This is a genomic window from Neochlamydia sp. AcF65 (genome assembly GCF_018342435.1).
In the GTDB taxonomy this organism is placed as follows: Bacteria; Chlamydiota; Chlamydiia; order Chlamydiales; family Parachlamydiaceae; genus Neochlamydia.
The window spans coordinates 1-17,235 of record NZ_JAEMUE010000018.1 but is presented as its reverse complement, the minus strand read 5'-3'; the positions used below and the strand labels follow the sequence as shown (position 1 = coordinate 17,235).

Here is a 17,235-nt window from a genome sequence, read left to right as displayed (position 1 = left end):
TTAGAGCCCTACATTAGAAAACTTTAAAAAGAACTTGGCAACTTATTTTTATAGTAAAATAAAGTTATTATTTTTACTTTTTTCTTGAAAAGATATTATTTAAACGTTAGAAAAGCCATAAGCACTTCTAATCACCTGTAAAGATGTTGGTAGCCTTAAAAGGAGGCCAAATAAATGAATGTAGAAAGCCCTTCCATTACCCCTTTCATATTTACAGCATTTAGGGAATTAGTATTAGCAAAGCAGGGACTAATGTTAGGCCCCTATACAGAAATTAGCTTAAAGATTTTCAAGAAACTAGGACAACAAGATTTATCTAACGCACGAGGCGTTAGTAAAGAATGGAAGCAACTAATTGAACAAACTAAGGAGTGGAAAGAGCTTTATTCAAGAAAAATTGAACATAACGTACTTAATGAAAGTCAAAACACATGCGATAAACCATCTATTTTAAGCGCTTCTCCTAGTCAATGGGATCCCCATCAAATAGCCAAATCCTTGTGGCACAACCCTACCGCTATCATTGATGACTCAATCGTAGCCAAAGTAAATGCGGCTGCCGACTATCTGGGTAAAGAAGGCTTTAAATTAAAAGGGGTGCCAAGTGACGGCGACTGCTTTTTTAGCGCTTTTTTAGCAAGTTACGAACAACTTGCTAGGAAAATACCTTTGCTAGATGAGAGTTCTGACAAAGTTTTTTATTTGAGGCAAGTACTCTCAGACATGGTTAAATACAAGAACAATGAAAGAGCTGAAAAAATAAAAGAAAAAAGGACTTGGATAAGTGGATTGGGCGAAGGAGACCTATTAGCTACCGCTTTATTTATCCCTATAAGATTAATAACAGTTAACGAAGAGCAGCTGGCTTGCGGTATTCATGATAGGCTAATTTTTCCTAGAGCAAGTTTATCTATGGAGGATAATTCCCAAGAATGGAAAACCATTCCTGAGGAAGAAAAGTTAAAAGAATATGTTCTTATTGTCGATCTAGGTGGTCATTTCATTTATGCACAAAAACTTTTAGGACAAGATAAACCTCTTAAAGAAGATAATAAGTCAGATATAAGGAATAAAAGAAAAAGATTTTTAACAACAAAATATAACGTGGATAAAAATGATACATTTGACCCATCTAATCCTTTGGTTACTCTACCGTTAGAGATCTTCCAACAGATTTTTCATTCTTTTAATAGTTTAACTGAGCATGAACTAAGAAAAATTCTTGATGCAAGAAGGTGTGCTCGAGTATTTGCACAACAAATGCCTAATAACGTCAAATTTTTGCAGCTCTATCAACCTGAGAAGCTACAATCCTATCTTGATAAGCTTTCAAATTATTTAGATAAAACTCTCTTTTCTATCGGCGAGAACAATACATTTTTATCAGCAGATAAGCTAGAAGAGAATTACACACAAGCTTTAAAACTTGCTATTCAAAAAGAAGATCCTCTCCAGATAAGACTATGCATAGAAAAATTAGGTGATATTTATTCAATCAAAGGAACGACGCAAACCCTCCTTCAAGCTGCAGGACTTTATAATTACGCGCTGCATGATTTAACTTCAGACAAGCAAGCAATTATTAAAGAAAAGCTATCAAAAGTCGAAATTTTACTTAGCAAGTCTTGTCAAGGAGAACTTGTAAATATCCTTATAATCAAAAAGCAATTTGAAAATAATCGTGAAGGATTAAAAAAATTTAGGGATGAAATAGAAAAGAAAATTCAAACTCTCGGCTCGGATCCTTTGCCTGAGGAAGTCCGAAAGCTGTATGGTGAGATTGCTCAACAGATAAAAAACTTCTTTGGACACCTTGCAATACAAGTTTTTGACGTTTTAGGACTCCCACCCTGCGAATATGCCATGATAGGGTTTGGCTCTCTAGCTAGAGAAGAAATGACCCCCTACTCTGATTTAGAATTTGGCATCCTCATGCAAGAAGATACTCTAGTAAATAGAAAGTATTTTAAGTATTTTACAACCCTTCTTCATTTAAAAGTCATCAATTTAGGAGAGACTATCCTGCCTGCTTTAGATATTCCTTGCATAAGAAAAACTAATTTTTTCGATAGCGTTACACCCAGAGGTTTTGCTTTTGATGGGGAAGGAGTACAAGGTAAAGGCTGTAAAACCCCTTTTGGAAATCGCCAAACATTTGAACTTATTCAAACTCCTGAAAAGATGGCTCAATATATTGGCAAAGATGAAAAAGGCCAGTGGTGGCATGAGAAAGAGCCTCATCTTCCTATGGAATTGCTAACCTTTACTCATCTGCTAGGCAATCTTGAATTAACGAAGCAGTATAGTGAAAAACTTCAGAAAAAACTTGATATTCATTACCAAGAAAGCTTCTCCCTTCGACAGTACTTAGCCAAAAAGCACCTTGTGCCCGATGATATGAAAGCTTTTGATCCAGGAATGGGTGATCTAGAAAAGCAGGGTATGCTTTTTCAAGTTAAAAATGATTTTTACCGTTTTCCTCATTTAGCTTTGGACCGGCTCGCTCTTCTTAAAAATGTAGAGACATCTGACACGTTTACTAGGATTGACAGGCTAAAAGAGTTAGAAGTTATAACAGATGGCTTAGCTAAGAAGTTAAAAGATTGGATGAGCATGGCGTTATTTATGCGCCTTAAAACCTACTCTTATTATCAAGCGCAACAACATATGATGAATCCTTTGATTAAGCCATTTGGATTTGATAATCCAGCTCTCATCCAGAAGCAGCTTGCCTTAGATCAGGAAGTCCTAAAAAAAATAAAAAAGATTTATTGTATCTTCATTCCTTTCCATCAAGCTATTCAAGTATTCTTAGCCGGTCATGAAGACAGACTTAAGTCTTCTAATTTAGAAGAAAACTCACCTGAGACGCAGGGTAATATAGCCCGCAGGCTTTTTCAGCATAAAAAAGCAGAAGAATGGTATCTTCTAGCAGAAAACAATAACCCAAATAATGCTGAGGTTTTGGATGCCCTTGCGATCATTTATCTCGAGCAAGGTAAATTGCACAGGGCAGCAGAATATAGTAATAAAGCGATTAGCATCTATCTCAGGCTTTTTGGTGAAGACCATCCTAAGGTTGCAATCAGCTGCAACAACCTAGGAGCAATTTATCACCACCAAGGCAATTTAGACAGAACGGCCGAGTATAGCAACAAAGCACTTGCTATTACTCTTAAGCTTTTTGGTGAAAATCATCCTATAGTGGCAATTTGTTATAGCAATCTCGGGCAAATTTACCAAAATCAAGGCAATATAAAAAAAGCAACAGAATATAGCACTAAAGCTCTTAACATTAATCTTAAGCTTTTTGGTGAAAATCATCCTACAGTGGCAATTCGTTACTTCAACTTAGGGAAAATCTACCAAGACCTGGGTAGTTTAAACATGGCGGAAAAATATACCAATAAAGCGCTTGCCATTGACCTTAAAATTTATGGGGAAAATCATTTCTCCTTAGCGAGAGATTACAATAATCTAGCGCAAATTTACCAAGACCAAGGAAAGTTAGACAAAGCCCTGGACTATAGCACTAAAGCTCTCTATATTAGCCTTAAACTTTTTGGTAAAAATCATCCTGCAGCCGCTAACCTATACAATAACTTAGGGCAAATCTATAAAGAGCAAGGCAATTTAGATAAAGCGAAAGATTATAGCACCATAGCTCTTGGCATTAGCCTTGAGCTTTATGGTGAGAACCACCCTACCATATCTACTCTATATAACAACTTAGGAACAATCTACCTAGCCCCAGGAAATTTAGAACAGGCAGCAGAGTATGGCAAAAAAGCTCTTACCATCGACCTTCAGCTTTTTGGTGGAAATTATCCTACCATAGCAAGGAGTTATACCAATCTAGCACAAATCTACAGAAAGCAAGGAAAACTAGATGAAGCAGCAAAGTATGCCACCAAAGCACTCAATGTTAGCCTTAGGCTATATGGTGAAAATCATCCCACTTCGGCAATTCGTTATAGCAACCTAGGGCAAATCTATCAAGAACAAGGTGATTTAGAGAAAGCGACTGAGCATACCAACAAAGCTCTCGGCATTTGTCGTAGGCTCTTTGGCAAAAATCATTCCATGGTGGCAAGCTGTTTCAGCAAGTTAGCGGCAATCTACCAAGCCCAAGACGATTTGAACAAAGCCGCTAAGTATGCCAACAAAGCTCTCACCATTCAACTCAATCTCTTTGGCAATAATGATCCCAAGGTAGCAAGCTATTATAACAGCCTAGGAGCAATTTACAGAGAACAAGGCAATTTAGAAAAAGCGGCTGAGCATGTCCGCACAGCTCTTGCTATTAATTTTAAGCTTTTTGGTGAAAATCATCCTGAGGTAGCAAGCTGCTATAGCAACTTAGGGGCAATCTGCCAAGCCCAAGGCAATTTAGAAGAGGCGGCTGAGTATGTCAAAAAAGCTCTCGCTATTAATTTTAAGCTTTTTGGTGAGAATCATCCCGCCCTGGCAATTGATTACAATCTTCTAGGATTAATCTGCCAAGTCCAAGGCAATTTAGACAAAACAGCTGAGTATGCAAAAAAAGCCCTCGCCATTAACCTTAAGCTTTTTGGTGAAAATCATTCCACGGTGGCAATTCTGTACCACAACATAGGAATGATTTACCAAGAGCAAGACAATTTAGTACAGGGGGCAGAATACGCCAATAAAGCACTTGCAATTAATCTTAAAATTTTTGGTAAAGATTATTCTCATGTAGCTAAAGACTACAATCTTCTGGGAATAGTTTTCTATAAGCAAGGGAATTTGAAGAAAGCGGCTAACTATGCTCAGGAAGCTCTTAATATTAATCTTGAACTTTTTGGAGAAAATCATCCGCATATAGTGAACGATTACAGACTTCTAGGACTGATTTTCTATAATCAAGGTAATTTAGAAACAGCAATTAATTACGTTAACAAAGCTCTAGCCATTGACCTTAAGCTGTTTGGTAAAAATTACTCCGAGACGGTAATTGATTATAATAACCTAGGAGCAACCAACATAGATGAATGTGACCTAGACAAGGTCACTGTTTATGCTAACACTGCCCTCGCCATTAATCTTGACTTTTACGGTAAAAACCCCTCCTTAATGGCAATTCTTTACCATAACATGGGACAAATCTTGCAAGAGCAAGATAATTTAGAACTTGCTGTTGAGTATATCAACAAAGCTCTCGCTATTAATCTTAAGCTTTTTGGTGAAAACCATCCTACAGTGGCAATTTGTTACGACAACCTGGGACAAATCTTGCAAGGGCAGGATGATTTAAAACTTGCAGTTGCATATGTCAACAAAGCTCTCGTCATTAACCTTGAGCTTTTTGGTAAAAATCATCCTACAGTAGCTAACTCATACTATATCCTCGGACAGATTTACCAAATACAAAGGGATTTAGAAAAAGCAACTGAGTACGTCAACAAAGCTCTCGCTATTAACCTTAAGCTTTTTGGTGAAAATCATCCCTCAGTGGCAATCTGCTATAGTAACCTAGGGCAATTTCACTACGCCCAAGGTAATTTAGATAAAGCGGAAGAATATAGCGCTAAAGCGATTACCATTAGCATTAAGCTTTATGGAGAAGACCATCCCACGTTAGCTACTCTGTATAATAACTTAGGGCAAATCTATCAAGCTCAAGGTAATTTAGGTCAAACGGCTGAGTATGGCAACAAAGCTCTCACCCTTAGCCTTAAATTTTTTGGTGAAAATCATCCCATGGTGGCAATGTGGTACAATAATCTAGGATCAATCTACCAAGCTCAAGGCAATTTAGACAAAGCGGTAGAATATAGCAACAAAGCTCTTGTCCTTAACCTTAAACTTTCTGGTAAAAATCATTCCGCAGTGGCAATTTGTTACGACCACTTAGGAGCAATTTGCAAAGCTCAAGGCAATTTAGAACTAGCAGCTGAATATGCCAGTAAAGCTCTCGCCATTAATCTTAACCTTTTTGGGGAAGACCATCCTAATGTAATAAACGCTTATAATACCTTACATGAAATTTACCAATCACAAGAAGATTTAAGATTAGCAGCTCTGGAATTGTTAAATAAACGTGCTATGTTAACCTTAAGCCTGAAAAAGCAAATCACTCAAATAGGCCTTCATCTTTTGTGAAGTATTTAGGATAATTCCTAACCCTAAAATATTAGCTACCAAAGAGCTGCCCCCTTGGCTAAACCAAGGCAAATTTAAGGCTGCGTTGGGCAATAAGCCAGATACGACGCCCAGATTTAAAAAAGCTTGGATGGTAATTAAAAAAGTGCTACTCGAACTCAAATGTATATGAAGGTTATAAAAAATGCTAATCCCCTGCAGCGATGCAGGTAACCTTAAAAGGAGGCCAAATAAATGAATGTAGAAAGCTCTTTCATTACCCCTTTCATATTTACAGCATTTAGGGAATTAGTATTAGCAAAGCCTGGACTAAAGTTAGGCCCCTATACAGAAATTAGCTTAAAGATTTTCAAGAAACTAGGACAACAAGATTTATCTAACGCACGAGGTGTTAGTAAAGAATGGAAGCAACTAATTGAACAAACTGAAGAGTGGAAAGAGCTTTATTCAAGAAAAATTGAACATAACGTACTTAATGAAAGTCAAAACACATGCGATAAACCATCTGTTTTAAGCGCTTCTTCTAGTCAATGGGATCCCCCTCAAATAGCCAAATCCTTGTGGCATAACCCCTCTGCTATTATTGATGATTCAATCGTAGCCAAAGTAAATGCTGCTGCCGACTATCTGGGTAAAGAAGGCTTTAAATTAAAAGGTGTGCCAAGTGACGGTGACTGCTTTTTCAGCGCTTTTTTAGGAAGCTATAACTGCCTTTCTAGGAAAATACCTTTGCTAGATGGGAGCCCTGATAAAGTTTTTTATTTAAGGCAAGTGCTCTCAGACATGGTTAAACACACGAACAATGGAAGAGCTGAAAAAATAAAAGGAAAAAGGACTTGGATAAGTGGATTGGGCGAAGGAGACCTATTAGCTACCGCTTTATCTATCCCTATAAGATTAATAACAATTAACGAAGAGCAGCTGGCTTGCGGTATTCATGATAGGCTAATTTTTCCTAAAGCAAGCTCATCTACGGAAGATAATTCCCAAGAATGGAAAGCTATTTCTCCGGAAGAAAGACTTGAAGAATATATCCTTATTGTCGATCTAGGTGGCCATTTCATTTATGCACAAAAGCTTGTAGGGCAAGATAATCTTCTCTTTTTAAATCAAACAGCTTCCCCTACTGACCGTTTTAGCGAAAGCCGTTATCTTTATCCTCATGATAAAGCTAGCAAGGTAGCTAAAACAGGTGAAAATAAAAGATTTTTAACAACCAGACAAAATTTTAACAAGAGAGATAAAAATGATACATTTGACCCATCTAATCCTCTGGTTACTCTACCGTTAGAAATCTTTCAACAGATTTTTCATTCTTTTAGCAGTTTAACTGAAGGTGAATTAAAAAAAACACTTCATGCAAGAAGTTGTGCCCGCGTGTTTAAACAACACATGCCTAATAACGTCAAATTCTTGCAGCTTTATCAACCTGAGAAGCTACAATCCTATCTTGATAAGCTTTCAAATTATTTAGATAAAACTTTCTTTTCGAGGGATGGCAGTAATAATTTTTTATCTGTAGACAGGCTAGAAGAAGATTATACTCACGCTTTAAAACTTGCTATCCAAAAAGAAGATCCAACCCAGATAAGATTATGCATAGAAAAATTAGGTGATATCTATTTAATTAAAGGAACGCCTCAAAAGCTCCTTCAAGCTGCAGGGCTTTACAATTATGCCTTACATGATTCATCTTTAGACGAACAAAAAAATATTAAAGGAAAGTTATCAAAAGTGGAAGGATCGCTCATCAAGCTCTACGAAGGAAAACCTTTAGATCTTTCTATAATTAAAAAGCAATTTGAGGACAATCGTGGAGAATTAAAAAAATTTAGGGATGAAATAGAAGAGAAAATCCAAGCTCTCGGCGCAGATCCTTCCTCAGAGGAAGTCAAAAAGCTTTACAGTGAGATTGCCAATTGGATAAAAAATTTCTTTAGACATCTTGCAATACAAGTTTTTGATACTTTAAGGACTCCACCTTGCGAATATGCGATGATAGGGTTTGGTTCTCTAGCTAGAGAAGAGATGACCCCCTACTCCGATTTAGAGTTTGGTATTCTTATGCAAGAAGACACTCGAGAAAATAGAGAATATTTTAAGTGTTTTACAACCCTTCTTCATTTAAAAGTCATCAATTTAGGAGAAACTATCCTGCCTGCTTTAGATATTCCTTGTATAAAAAAGGCTAATTTCTTCGATAGCGTTACACCCCGAGGCTTTGCCTTCGATGGGGAAGGAGTACAAGGTAAAGGCTGTAAAACCCCTTTTGGGAACCGCCAAACATTTGAGCTTATTCAGACGCCTGAAAAGATGGTCCAATATATTGGCAAAGATGAAAAAGGCCGGTGGTGGCATGAAAAAGAGCCTCATCTTCCTATGGAATTGCTAACCTTTACTCATCTGCTAGGCAATCTTGAATTGACTCAGCAATATACTGAAAAACTTCAAGAAAAGCTTGCTATTTCTTGCCAGGAAGGCTTCTCACTTCGACAGTACTTAGCCAAGAAACACCTTGTACTAGATGATATGAAAACCTTTGATCCAGGAATTAGTGATGTAGGAAGATATGGTATGCTCTTCCAAGTTAAAAATGATTTTTACCGTTTTCCTCATTTGGCTTTAGATCGGCTAGCCCTTCTTAAAAATGTAAGGGCGTCTGACACTTTTACTAGGATTGATAAACTAAACATGCGGGGAGTAATAGCAGATGGTGCGGCTAATAAGTTAAAAGATTGGATGAGCATTGCGTTATTTATGCGCCTTAAAACCTACTCTCATTATCAAGCGCAACAACATATGATGAATCCTTTGATTAAGCCATTTGGATTTGACGATCCGGACCTTATTAAAAAGCAGTTTGCTTTAAATTATAAAGCCTTAAAAAAGGTAAGGAAGATTTATTGTATCTTTATTCCTTTTTATCAAGCTATGCAAGAATTCTTAGCAGGTCATGAGGACAGACTTAAATCTTCTAATTTAGAAGACAACTCACCTGAGACCCAAGGTCATATAGCCTGCAGGCTTTTCGAATATAAAAAAGCAGAAGAATGGTATCTTCTAGCAGAAAAAAATAATCCCCACAACGCAGAGGTTTTAAATGCCTTGGGAATCATTTATCTCATGCAAGGCAAGTTAGACAAGGCAGCAGATTATAACCTTAGAGCGCTTGATATTAATCTTGGCCGGTACAGAGAAAATCATCCAACGGTGGGAAGAAATTACAATAATCTGGGGCAAATCTTTAATGCTCAAGGTAATTTAGATAAAGCCGAAAAATATAGCAAAAAAGCGGTCATCATTAACCTTAAACATTTTGGAGAAATTCATAGCACAGTGGCAATAGGGTACGGGAATCTAGGGCAAATCTTTAAAGCTCAAGGTAATTTAGATAAAGCGATTGAATATAGTACCAAAGCGCTTGTCATTAACTGTGAGCTTTATGGGGAAAATCATTTCGAGACAGCAGTAACTTACAATATTCTAGGATTGATATACACAGACAAGAGCAATTTAGAAAAGGCGGCAGAATGTTGCGCCAAAGCGCTTGCTATCAACCTAAAACTTTATAGTGATAACCATTCCACTGTAGCAGAAGATTACATTAATCTAGGACAAATTTACTATTACCAAGATAAGTTCGAGAAGGCAGCAGAATATAGTACTAAAGCGCTTACAATTAATCTTAAGCTTTTTGGAGAAGATTATCCGACGGTGGCAATTTGTTACAGTAGTTTAGGACAAGTCTACAAAGCCCAAGGCAATATAGGCAAAGCAATAGAGCATAGCTGCAAAGCTCTTGCAATCTCTCTTAAGATATATGGTGAATATCACCAAAAGGTAGCAGTGGCTTATAGCAATCTGGGACAAATTTGCATAGATCAAGGCAACTTAGGCAAGGCGACTGAATATAGCCTCAAAGCCCTCGCGATTGCTCTTAAGCTTTTCGGTGAAAATCATCCTCTATCACTGAGAAATTACAATAATCTAGGAGTATTATACAAAGACCAAGGCGATTTGGACAAAGCGGCTGAATGTAGCAACAAAGCTCTTGCTATCTCTCTTAAGATGTATGGTGAAAATCATTCCAGCATATCTACTCTATACAATAACTTAGGAACAATATACAAAGAACAAGGAGATTTAGACAAAGCGGCTAGGCATATCGAAAAAGCGCTTACTATTGATCTTAAACTTTATGGTGAGAATCATTCTACCGTAGCGACACGTTACAGCAACATGGGACATATCTACAAAGACAAAGGTAATTTAGAAAGGGCGATAGAATATAGTGCCAAAGCACTTACCATTAATCTTAAGGTATTTGGCAAAAATTGTCCTCCTGTGGCAACTCATTACAGCAGCTTAGGAATGATGTATTTTGAGCAAGGCAATTTAGAAAAGGCAGCAGAATATTGCAATAAAGCGCTTACCATTAACATTTCACTTTTCGATGAAAATTATCCCAGAGTGGCAGTTTGTTATAGCAACTTAGGACAAATTTACAAAGAGCAGGGCAATTTAGACAAAGCGGCAGAGTATAGCTGCAAAGCGCTTGCCATTAACATTAAACTTTATTTGGAAGAGCATCCTACCATAGCTACCCTATATAACAATCTAGTAGAAATTTACCAAGCCCAAGGCAATTTAGACAAAGCGGCAGAGTATGCCACTAAAGCCCTTGCAATTAATCTTAAGCTTTTTGGTGAAAATCATCCTAGTGTAGCAAGAGGGTATAGAAACCGAGGGGTATTATATAAAGACCAAGGCAATTTAGAACAGGCGGTGGAGTATACCACCAAAGCCCTCGTTATTGACCTTAAGCTCTATAGTAACGATTGCCCCGTAGTAGAAAGAGATTACAATAATTTAGGACAAATCTACAAAGACAAAGGAAATTTAGAACAGGCGGTAGAGTATGCCTACAAAGCTCTCGCCATTGCTCTTAAGCTCTATGGTAATAATCATTCTATAGTGGCAAGAGATTACAATAATTTGGGACAAATCTACAAAGACAAAGGAAATTTAGAACAAGCGGCAGATTATACAAACAAAGCTCTTTCCATTTGTCTTAAGCTTTATGAGGAAAAGCATTCCTCAGTGGCAATTATTTACAACAATCTAGGGCAAATTTACCAAGATCAACGCAATTTAAGCAAAGCATTAGAATACAGCAGCGAAGGTCTAGCCATTAATATCAATTTTTTTGGTCTCAATCATCGTACAGTGGCCATCAATTACAGTAATATAGGATCAATTTACAAAGAGCAAGGCAATTTAGACAAGGCAATAGAATATAGCAAAAAAGCGCTTAACATTAACCTTAATCTTTTTGGTGAAAAGCATCCCTTGGTGCTAGGTGATTACAACAATCTAGGAACAATCTGCCAAGACCAAGGCAATTTAGACAAAGCAATAGAGTATATCACCAAGGCGCTTGCCATTGCCCTTAAACTTTATGTGGAATGTCATCCCACTACAGCTATTCTATATAATAATCTAGCATTAAACTGCCAGGCGCAAGGCAATTTACATAAAGCAGAAAAGCATGCAAAAAAAGCTCTAGCAATTACGCTTAAGCTTTGTGGAGAAAGCCATGCCAGCATACCTAATCTATATAATAATCTATTAGCAATCTACCAAGATCTAGGCAATTTGAGCAAAGCGACACGGTATGGCGCCAAAGCATTGGATATTACCCTTAAGCTTTATGGAGAAAATCATTCCATGGCATCCACTTGTTATAGCAATCTAGGGGTATTATATGAAGACCAAGGTAATTTAAAGCAAGCGACTGAGTATTTTAGCAAAGCCTTCACAATTGATCGTAACCTCTATACTGAAGATCATCCTATGTTAGCAAGGGATTACACTAATTTAGGACAAATCTGTAAAGATCAAGGCAATTTAGGCAAAGCGATTAAGTATACAAAAAAAGCACTTGCAATCAACTTAGGGCTTTTTGGTGAGAGCCATTTCTCAATAGCACTTGATTATAACAATCTGGGAAACATTTACAAGGATCAAGGTAATTTAGAACAGGCGGCTAAGTATGTCAATAAAGCTCTCGCTATTAATCTTAAGCTTTTCAACGAAAATCATCGCAGAGTAGCACGAAATTACAATAAGCTAGGACAAATATATCAAGCCCAAAACAGGTTAGAAAAAGCTGTTAAGTATAGCATTAAAGCACTTACCATTGATCTTAAGCTTTTTGGTGACAATCATCCTTTAGTGGCAATTGACTGCGACAACCTTGGAACAATCTATAAAGACCAAGGTAAGTTAGACAAGGGAGCGGAGTATGTCAACAAAGCTCTCACCATTAATCTTAAACTTTTTGGTGAAAATTATCCCTTAACGGCGATAAATTATGACAACTTAGGGCAAATCTACCAAAAACAAGGCATGTTTGATAAAGCAGCAGAGTATGTCAATAAAGCCCTCACCATTAATCTCCAGCTTTTTGGTGAAAATCATCCTGCACCGGCAATAAATTACAATAACTTAGGACAGATTTGCAAAGCCCAAGGCAATTTAAAACAGGCCGTAGAGTATAGCAATAAAGCGCTTGCCATTAACCTTAAGTTTTTTGGAGAAAATCATCCCTTGTCGGCAGTAAATTACGGCACCTTAGGACAAATCTACCAAAAACAAGGCAATTTAGATAAAGCAGCATGGTATGCCAACAAAGCTCTCGCTATTAACCTTAGGCTTTTTAGAAAAAAATATTGCGATATAGCAAAAAATTACAATTTTCTGAAAATAGTTTCCTACAAGAAAGGTAGCTTAGAACAAGTTGCTGGCCACACCAAAAAAGCTCTTGATATTAACCCAAAGCCTTTGGGCAAAAATGATCCCATCGGGGTTAGGGGTTACAGCACCCTGCAAGCAATCTACCAATCCCCAAAAAATCCAGAATTAGAGGCCTTGGACATGCTAAGCAATCGCTCGTTATTATCCTTAAGCCTTAAAAGGCAAATCACTCAAATGGGGCTTCCCATCCTGTGAGATATTTAAAATAATCCCTAAGCCTAGAATATTAGCGACCAATAAGCTGCCCCCTTGGCTAAACCAAGGCAAATTTAAGCCTGTACAAGGACTCTTATTTAGTAATACGCTTTAAAAAAACTAAGTCTGAATACCTAATCCTCTAAAAATTACCTCTCTACTTGATGAGAGCAATTTTATAAATTAGGGGATTACATAAGAAATAGCTTGAAAACGTATAATTTATATTTTAAAGATATAAGAATTGCCTTTTTAATTTTATTTTTAAATAAAAAAATGGAAAATAAATTTTTTTGCCCTTCTTAAAAATGCATAAAAAAGGGTGGAATAAGATTATAAAGAACTCTCTATCCCCTTGAAATGTAAGCCAGCCTAAAAAGAAGGACAAGCGAATGAATAATTTAGAGAATACGCACAGCTTTACTATATTACCCACTAACAACAATTCGCTCCTTATAGCAAAAGATAACATTTTTGACCCTTCAAATCCTTTGCCAACCCTACCTTTAAAAATTTTCAAACAAATTTTTAATTCTTTTAGTAACTTAACTGAGCATGAATTAAGAAAAATCCTTGATGTGAGAAGTTGTGCTCGAGTGTTTAAACAGTACATGCCTAATAACGTCAAATTTTTACAGCTCTATCAACCTCAGAAGCTACACCCTTATCTTGACAAACTTGCAAGCCATTTAAATAAAAATCCTTTTTCGATTGATGGTTGTCATAATTTTTTATCTGTGGAAAGAGTAGAAGAGAATTATACCCACGCTTTAGAACTTGCTATCCAAGAACAAGATTCTCTTCAGATAAGATTAAGATTATGTATAGAAAAAATAGGTGATATCTATTTAATAAAAGGAACACAGCAAACGCTCCTTCAAGCCGCAGGGCTTTATAATTATGCCCTACATAATTCAACTTCAGACGAGCAAGCAAGTATTAAAGAAAAGCTATCAAAAGTCGAAATTTTGCTTAGCAAGGCTTGCAGAGGAAAACATGTAGATATTCCTATAATCAAAAAGCAATTTGAGAAGAATCGCGAAGGATTAAAAAAATTTAGGGATGAAATAGAGGAGAAAATCCAAGCTCTCAGCTCAGATCCTTCCCATGAAGAAGTTCGAGAGCTTTACAGCGAGATTGCCCAGTGGATAAAAACTTTCTTTAAAAGTCTTGTAGATCAAGCTCAAGAGTTTTTAGGACCCGCGCCTTGCGAATATGCAATGATAGGCTTTGGTTCTTTAGCGAGAGAAGAGATGACACCTTACTCAGATTTAGAATTTGGCATTCTTATGCAAGAAGACACTTTAGGAAATAGAGATTATTTCAGACGCCTAACAGCTCTTCTTCACTTAAAAGTGATCAACTTAGGCGAGACAATCCTACCTGCTTTAAATATTCCCTGCATAAAAGAGATTGAATTTTTCGATAGCGTTACGTCAAGAGGCTTTGCCTTTGATGGTGAAGGAGCGGAAGGAAAAGGCTGTAAAACTCCTTTTGGCAATCGCCAAACATTTGAGCTTATTCAGACGCCTGAGAAGATGGCCCAATATATTGCTAAAGATGAAGAAGGGCAATGGTGGCATGAAAAGGAGCCACATCTTCCCATGGAGCTTCTAACATTTACTCCTTTGCTAGGCAATTTGGAGTTAATTGGCCAATATCAACAAAAAATTGAAAAAGCACTTAATTTCCCTTATGAAGAAAACTTTATCCTTCGTCAATACTTAGCCAAAAGACATCTATTTCAAGATGACATGATAAATTTTAATCCAGAAATACATGAATCAAACAAACAAGGTCTGTTGTTTAAAGTAAAGAACGATCTTTATCGATTTCCTCATCTTGCCTTAGACCGGCTATCTCTTCTTCAAAAAGGGGCACCCCCTAATACATTTTCTAGGATTGATAAGTTAAACAACCAAGGTATTCTAACAAAAGGTGCAGGTGAAAAGTTAAAAGATTGGATAAGCATAGCTTTATTTATGCGTCTTGAGACCTACTCCCACTATCGAGCACAACAGGAGATGATGAATCCGCTGATCAAACCCTTTGGCTTCGATGATCCAAGCTTTATTAAAAAGCAGTTTGCTTTAGATCTTACTGCTCTAGAAAAGATAAAAAAAATTTATCGTATCTTTATTCCTTTCTATCAAGCCATTCAAGATTTTTTAGCAGGCAATGAAGAGACACTTCAATCTTCAGAATTAAATGATGATTCATATCAAACTCAAGGAGATATAGCTTTAAGACTTTATCAACTAGATGAGGCAAAAAAATGGTATCGCTTAGCAAAAAAAGCAGATTTAAAAAACCCTAAAATATTTAATACTCTGGGGATCATTTATGCTAAAGAAGGAAGTCTAAATAAGGCAGCTAAATACATCCAACAAGTGCTTACAATCCATCAAAATTCAGATAATACTGTGGCAACCTCTTACAATAATTTAGGCCATATTTACCAAAATCAGGGCAAGCTAGTACAGGCGGCTGAATATACTAAGAAAGCCCTTGACATTAACTACAAGCTTTTTGGTGAAAATCATCCCAATGTAGCAACTTCTTACAATAATTTGGGCACCATTTACAAGGAGCAAGGTAATTCAGAACAGGCGCTCGAATATGCTAAGAAAGCTCTTGACATTCACCTTAGGCTTTTTGGTGAAAATCATCCCAATGTAGCAGCCTCTTACAATAATTTGGGACAAATTTACGTAGACCAAGGGAATTTAAATAAAGCGGCAGAGTATAGCAACAAAGCGCTTGCCATTGACATTAAGCTTTTTGGTGAAAATCATCCCAATGTGGCGAGAGATCACAATAATTTGGGCCAGATTTACCAAGAGCAAGGTAATTTAGAACAAGCGCTCGAATATACTAAGAAAGCCCTTGCTATTAATCTTAAGCTTTTTGGTGAAAATCATCCCATGGCATCTGCAGGTTATAACAATTTGGGCCAAATTTACCAAGAGCAAGGCGATTTAGATCAAGCGGCAAAATATATTAACAAAGCCCTTGCCGTTGACCTTAAGCTTTTTGGTGAAAACCATCCTAAGGTGGCAATCTTATACAATAATTTAAGCCAGATTTACCAAAAGCAAGGCAATTTAAGACAGGCGGCAGAATATATTAACAAAGCGCTTGCTATTGACCTTAAGCTTTTTGGTGAAAATCATCTTAAGGTGGCAGGAGATTACAACAATCTAGGAACAATCTACCAAGAACAAAGCAATTTAGGCAAAGCGGCAGAATATATTAACAAAGCGCTTGCTATTGACCTTAAGCTTTTTGGTGAAAGTCATCCTAAGGTGGCAACCTCTTACAATAATTTGGGCCAAATTTACCAAGAGCAAGGTAATTTAAAACAGGCGGTTGAATATACTAAGAAAGCTCTTGACATTCACCTTAGGCTTTTTGGTGAAAATCATCCTAAGGTGGCAGGAGATTACAACAATCTAGGAACACTCTACCAAGAGCAAGGTAATTTAGAACAGACGGTAGAATATACTAACAAAGCCCTCGCTATTAACTTTAAGCTTTTTAGTGAAAACCACCCCTACTGTAGCAACCTCTTACAATAATTTAGGCCAAATTTACCAAGAGCAAGGTAATTCAGAACAGGCGGTAGAATATACTAACAAAGCCCTCGCTATTAACTTTAAGCTTTTTGGTGAAAACCATCTTACTGTGGCAACCTCTTACAATAATTTAGGCCAAATTTACCAAGAGCAAGGTAATTCAGAACAGGCAGTAGAATATACTAATAAAGCCCTCGCTATTAACTTTAAGCTTTTTGGTGAAAACCATCCTACTGTGGCAACCTCTTACAATAATTTAGGCCAAATTTACCGAGAGCAAGGTAATTTAGAACAGGCGGTAGAATATACTAACAAAGCCCTCGCTATTAACTTTAAGCTTTTTGGTGATAACCATCCTACTGTGGCAACCTCTTACAATAATTTAGGCCAAATTTACCAAGGGCAAGGTAATTTAGAACAGGCGGTAGAATATACTAAGAAAGCTCTTGACATTCACCTTAGGCTTTTTGGTGAAAATCATCCTAAGGTGGCAGGAGATTACAACAATCTAGGAACAATCTACCAA

5 protein-coding genes and 1 pseudogene are annotated in these 17,235 nt (G+C 36.9%); 4 read left to right on the top strand and 2 right to left on the bottom strand.

Annotated elements, in window-relative coordinates:
- Positions 1-174 precede the first annotated feature (174 nt).
- A complete protein-coding gene (locus NEOC65_RS01610; RefSeq protein ID WP_213155501.1) occupies positions 175-6,123 on the top strand; it encodes a tetratricopeptide repeat protein in 5,949 nt (1,982 codons plus the stop codon).
- Here the strand turns inward: NEOC65_RS01610 and NEOC65_RS01605 are convergent.
- Positions 6,076-6,285: pseudogene (locus NEOC65_RS01605) on the bottom strand (FtsW/RodA/SpoVE family cell cycle protein); the annotation flags it as partial. The gene NEOC65_RS01610 and the pseudogene NEOC65_RS01605 overlap by 48 nt on opposite strands.
- Before the next feature lie 72 nt (positions 6,286-6,357).
- Here NEOC65_RS01605 and NEOC65_RS01600 point away from each other — a divergent pair.
- Positions 6,358-13,134 carry a tetratricopeptide repeat protein gene (locus tag NEOC65_RS01600; protein ID WP_213155500.1) on the top strand — a complete coding sequence of 2,259 codons (6,777 nt, stop codon included), beginning with the start codon at positions 6,358-6,360 and terminating at the stop codon, positions 13,132-13,134.
- Here NEOC65_RS01600 and NEOC65_RS01595 read toward each other — a convergent pair.
- A complete protein-coding gene (locus NEOC65_RS01595) occupies positions 13,087-13,206 on the bottom strand; it encodes a hypothetical protein (RefSeq protein ID WP_213155499.1) in 120 nt (39 codons plus the stop codon). The genes NEOC65_RS01600 and NEOC65_RS01595 overlap by 48 nt on opposite strands.
- A gap of 320 nt (positions 13,207-13,526) precedes the next feature.
- On the opposite strand from NEOC65_RS01595, the gene NEOC65_RS01590 reads away from it, so the two are divergent.
- Positions 13,527-16,712: a tetratricopeptide repeat protein gene (locus tag NEOC65_RS01590; RefSeq protein ID WP_213155498.1), complete on the top strand. Its 3,186-nt coding sequence runs from the start codon at positions 13,527-13,529 to the stop codon at positions 16,710-16,712.
- A partial coding sequence (locus NEOC65_RS01585; RefSeq protein ID WP_213155497.1) for a tetratricopeptide repeat protein occupies positions 16,675-17,235 on the top strand: 561 nt, incomplete at its 3' end. The genes NEOC65_RS01590 and NEOC65_RS01585, both read left to right, overlap by 38 nt.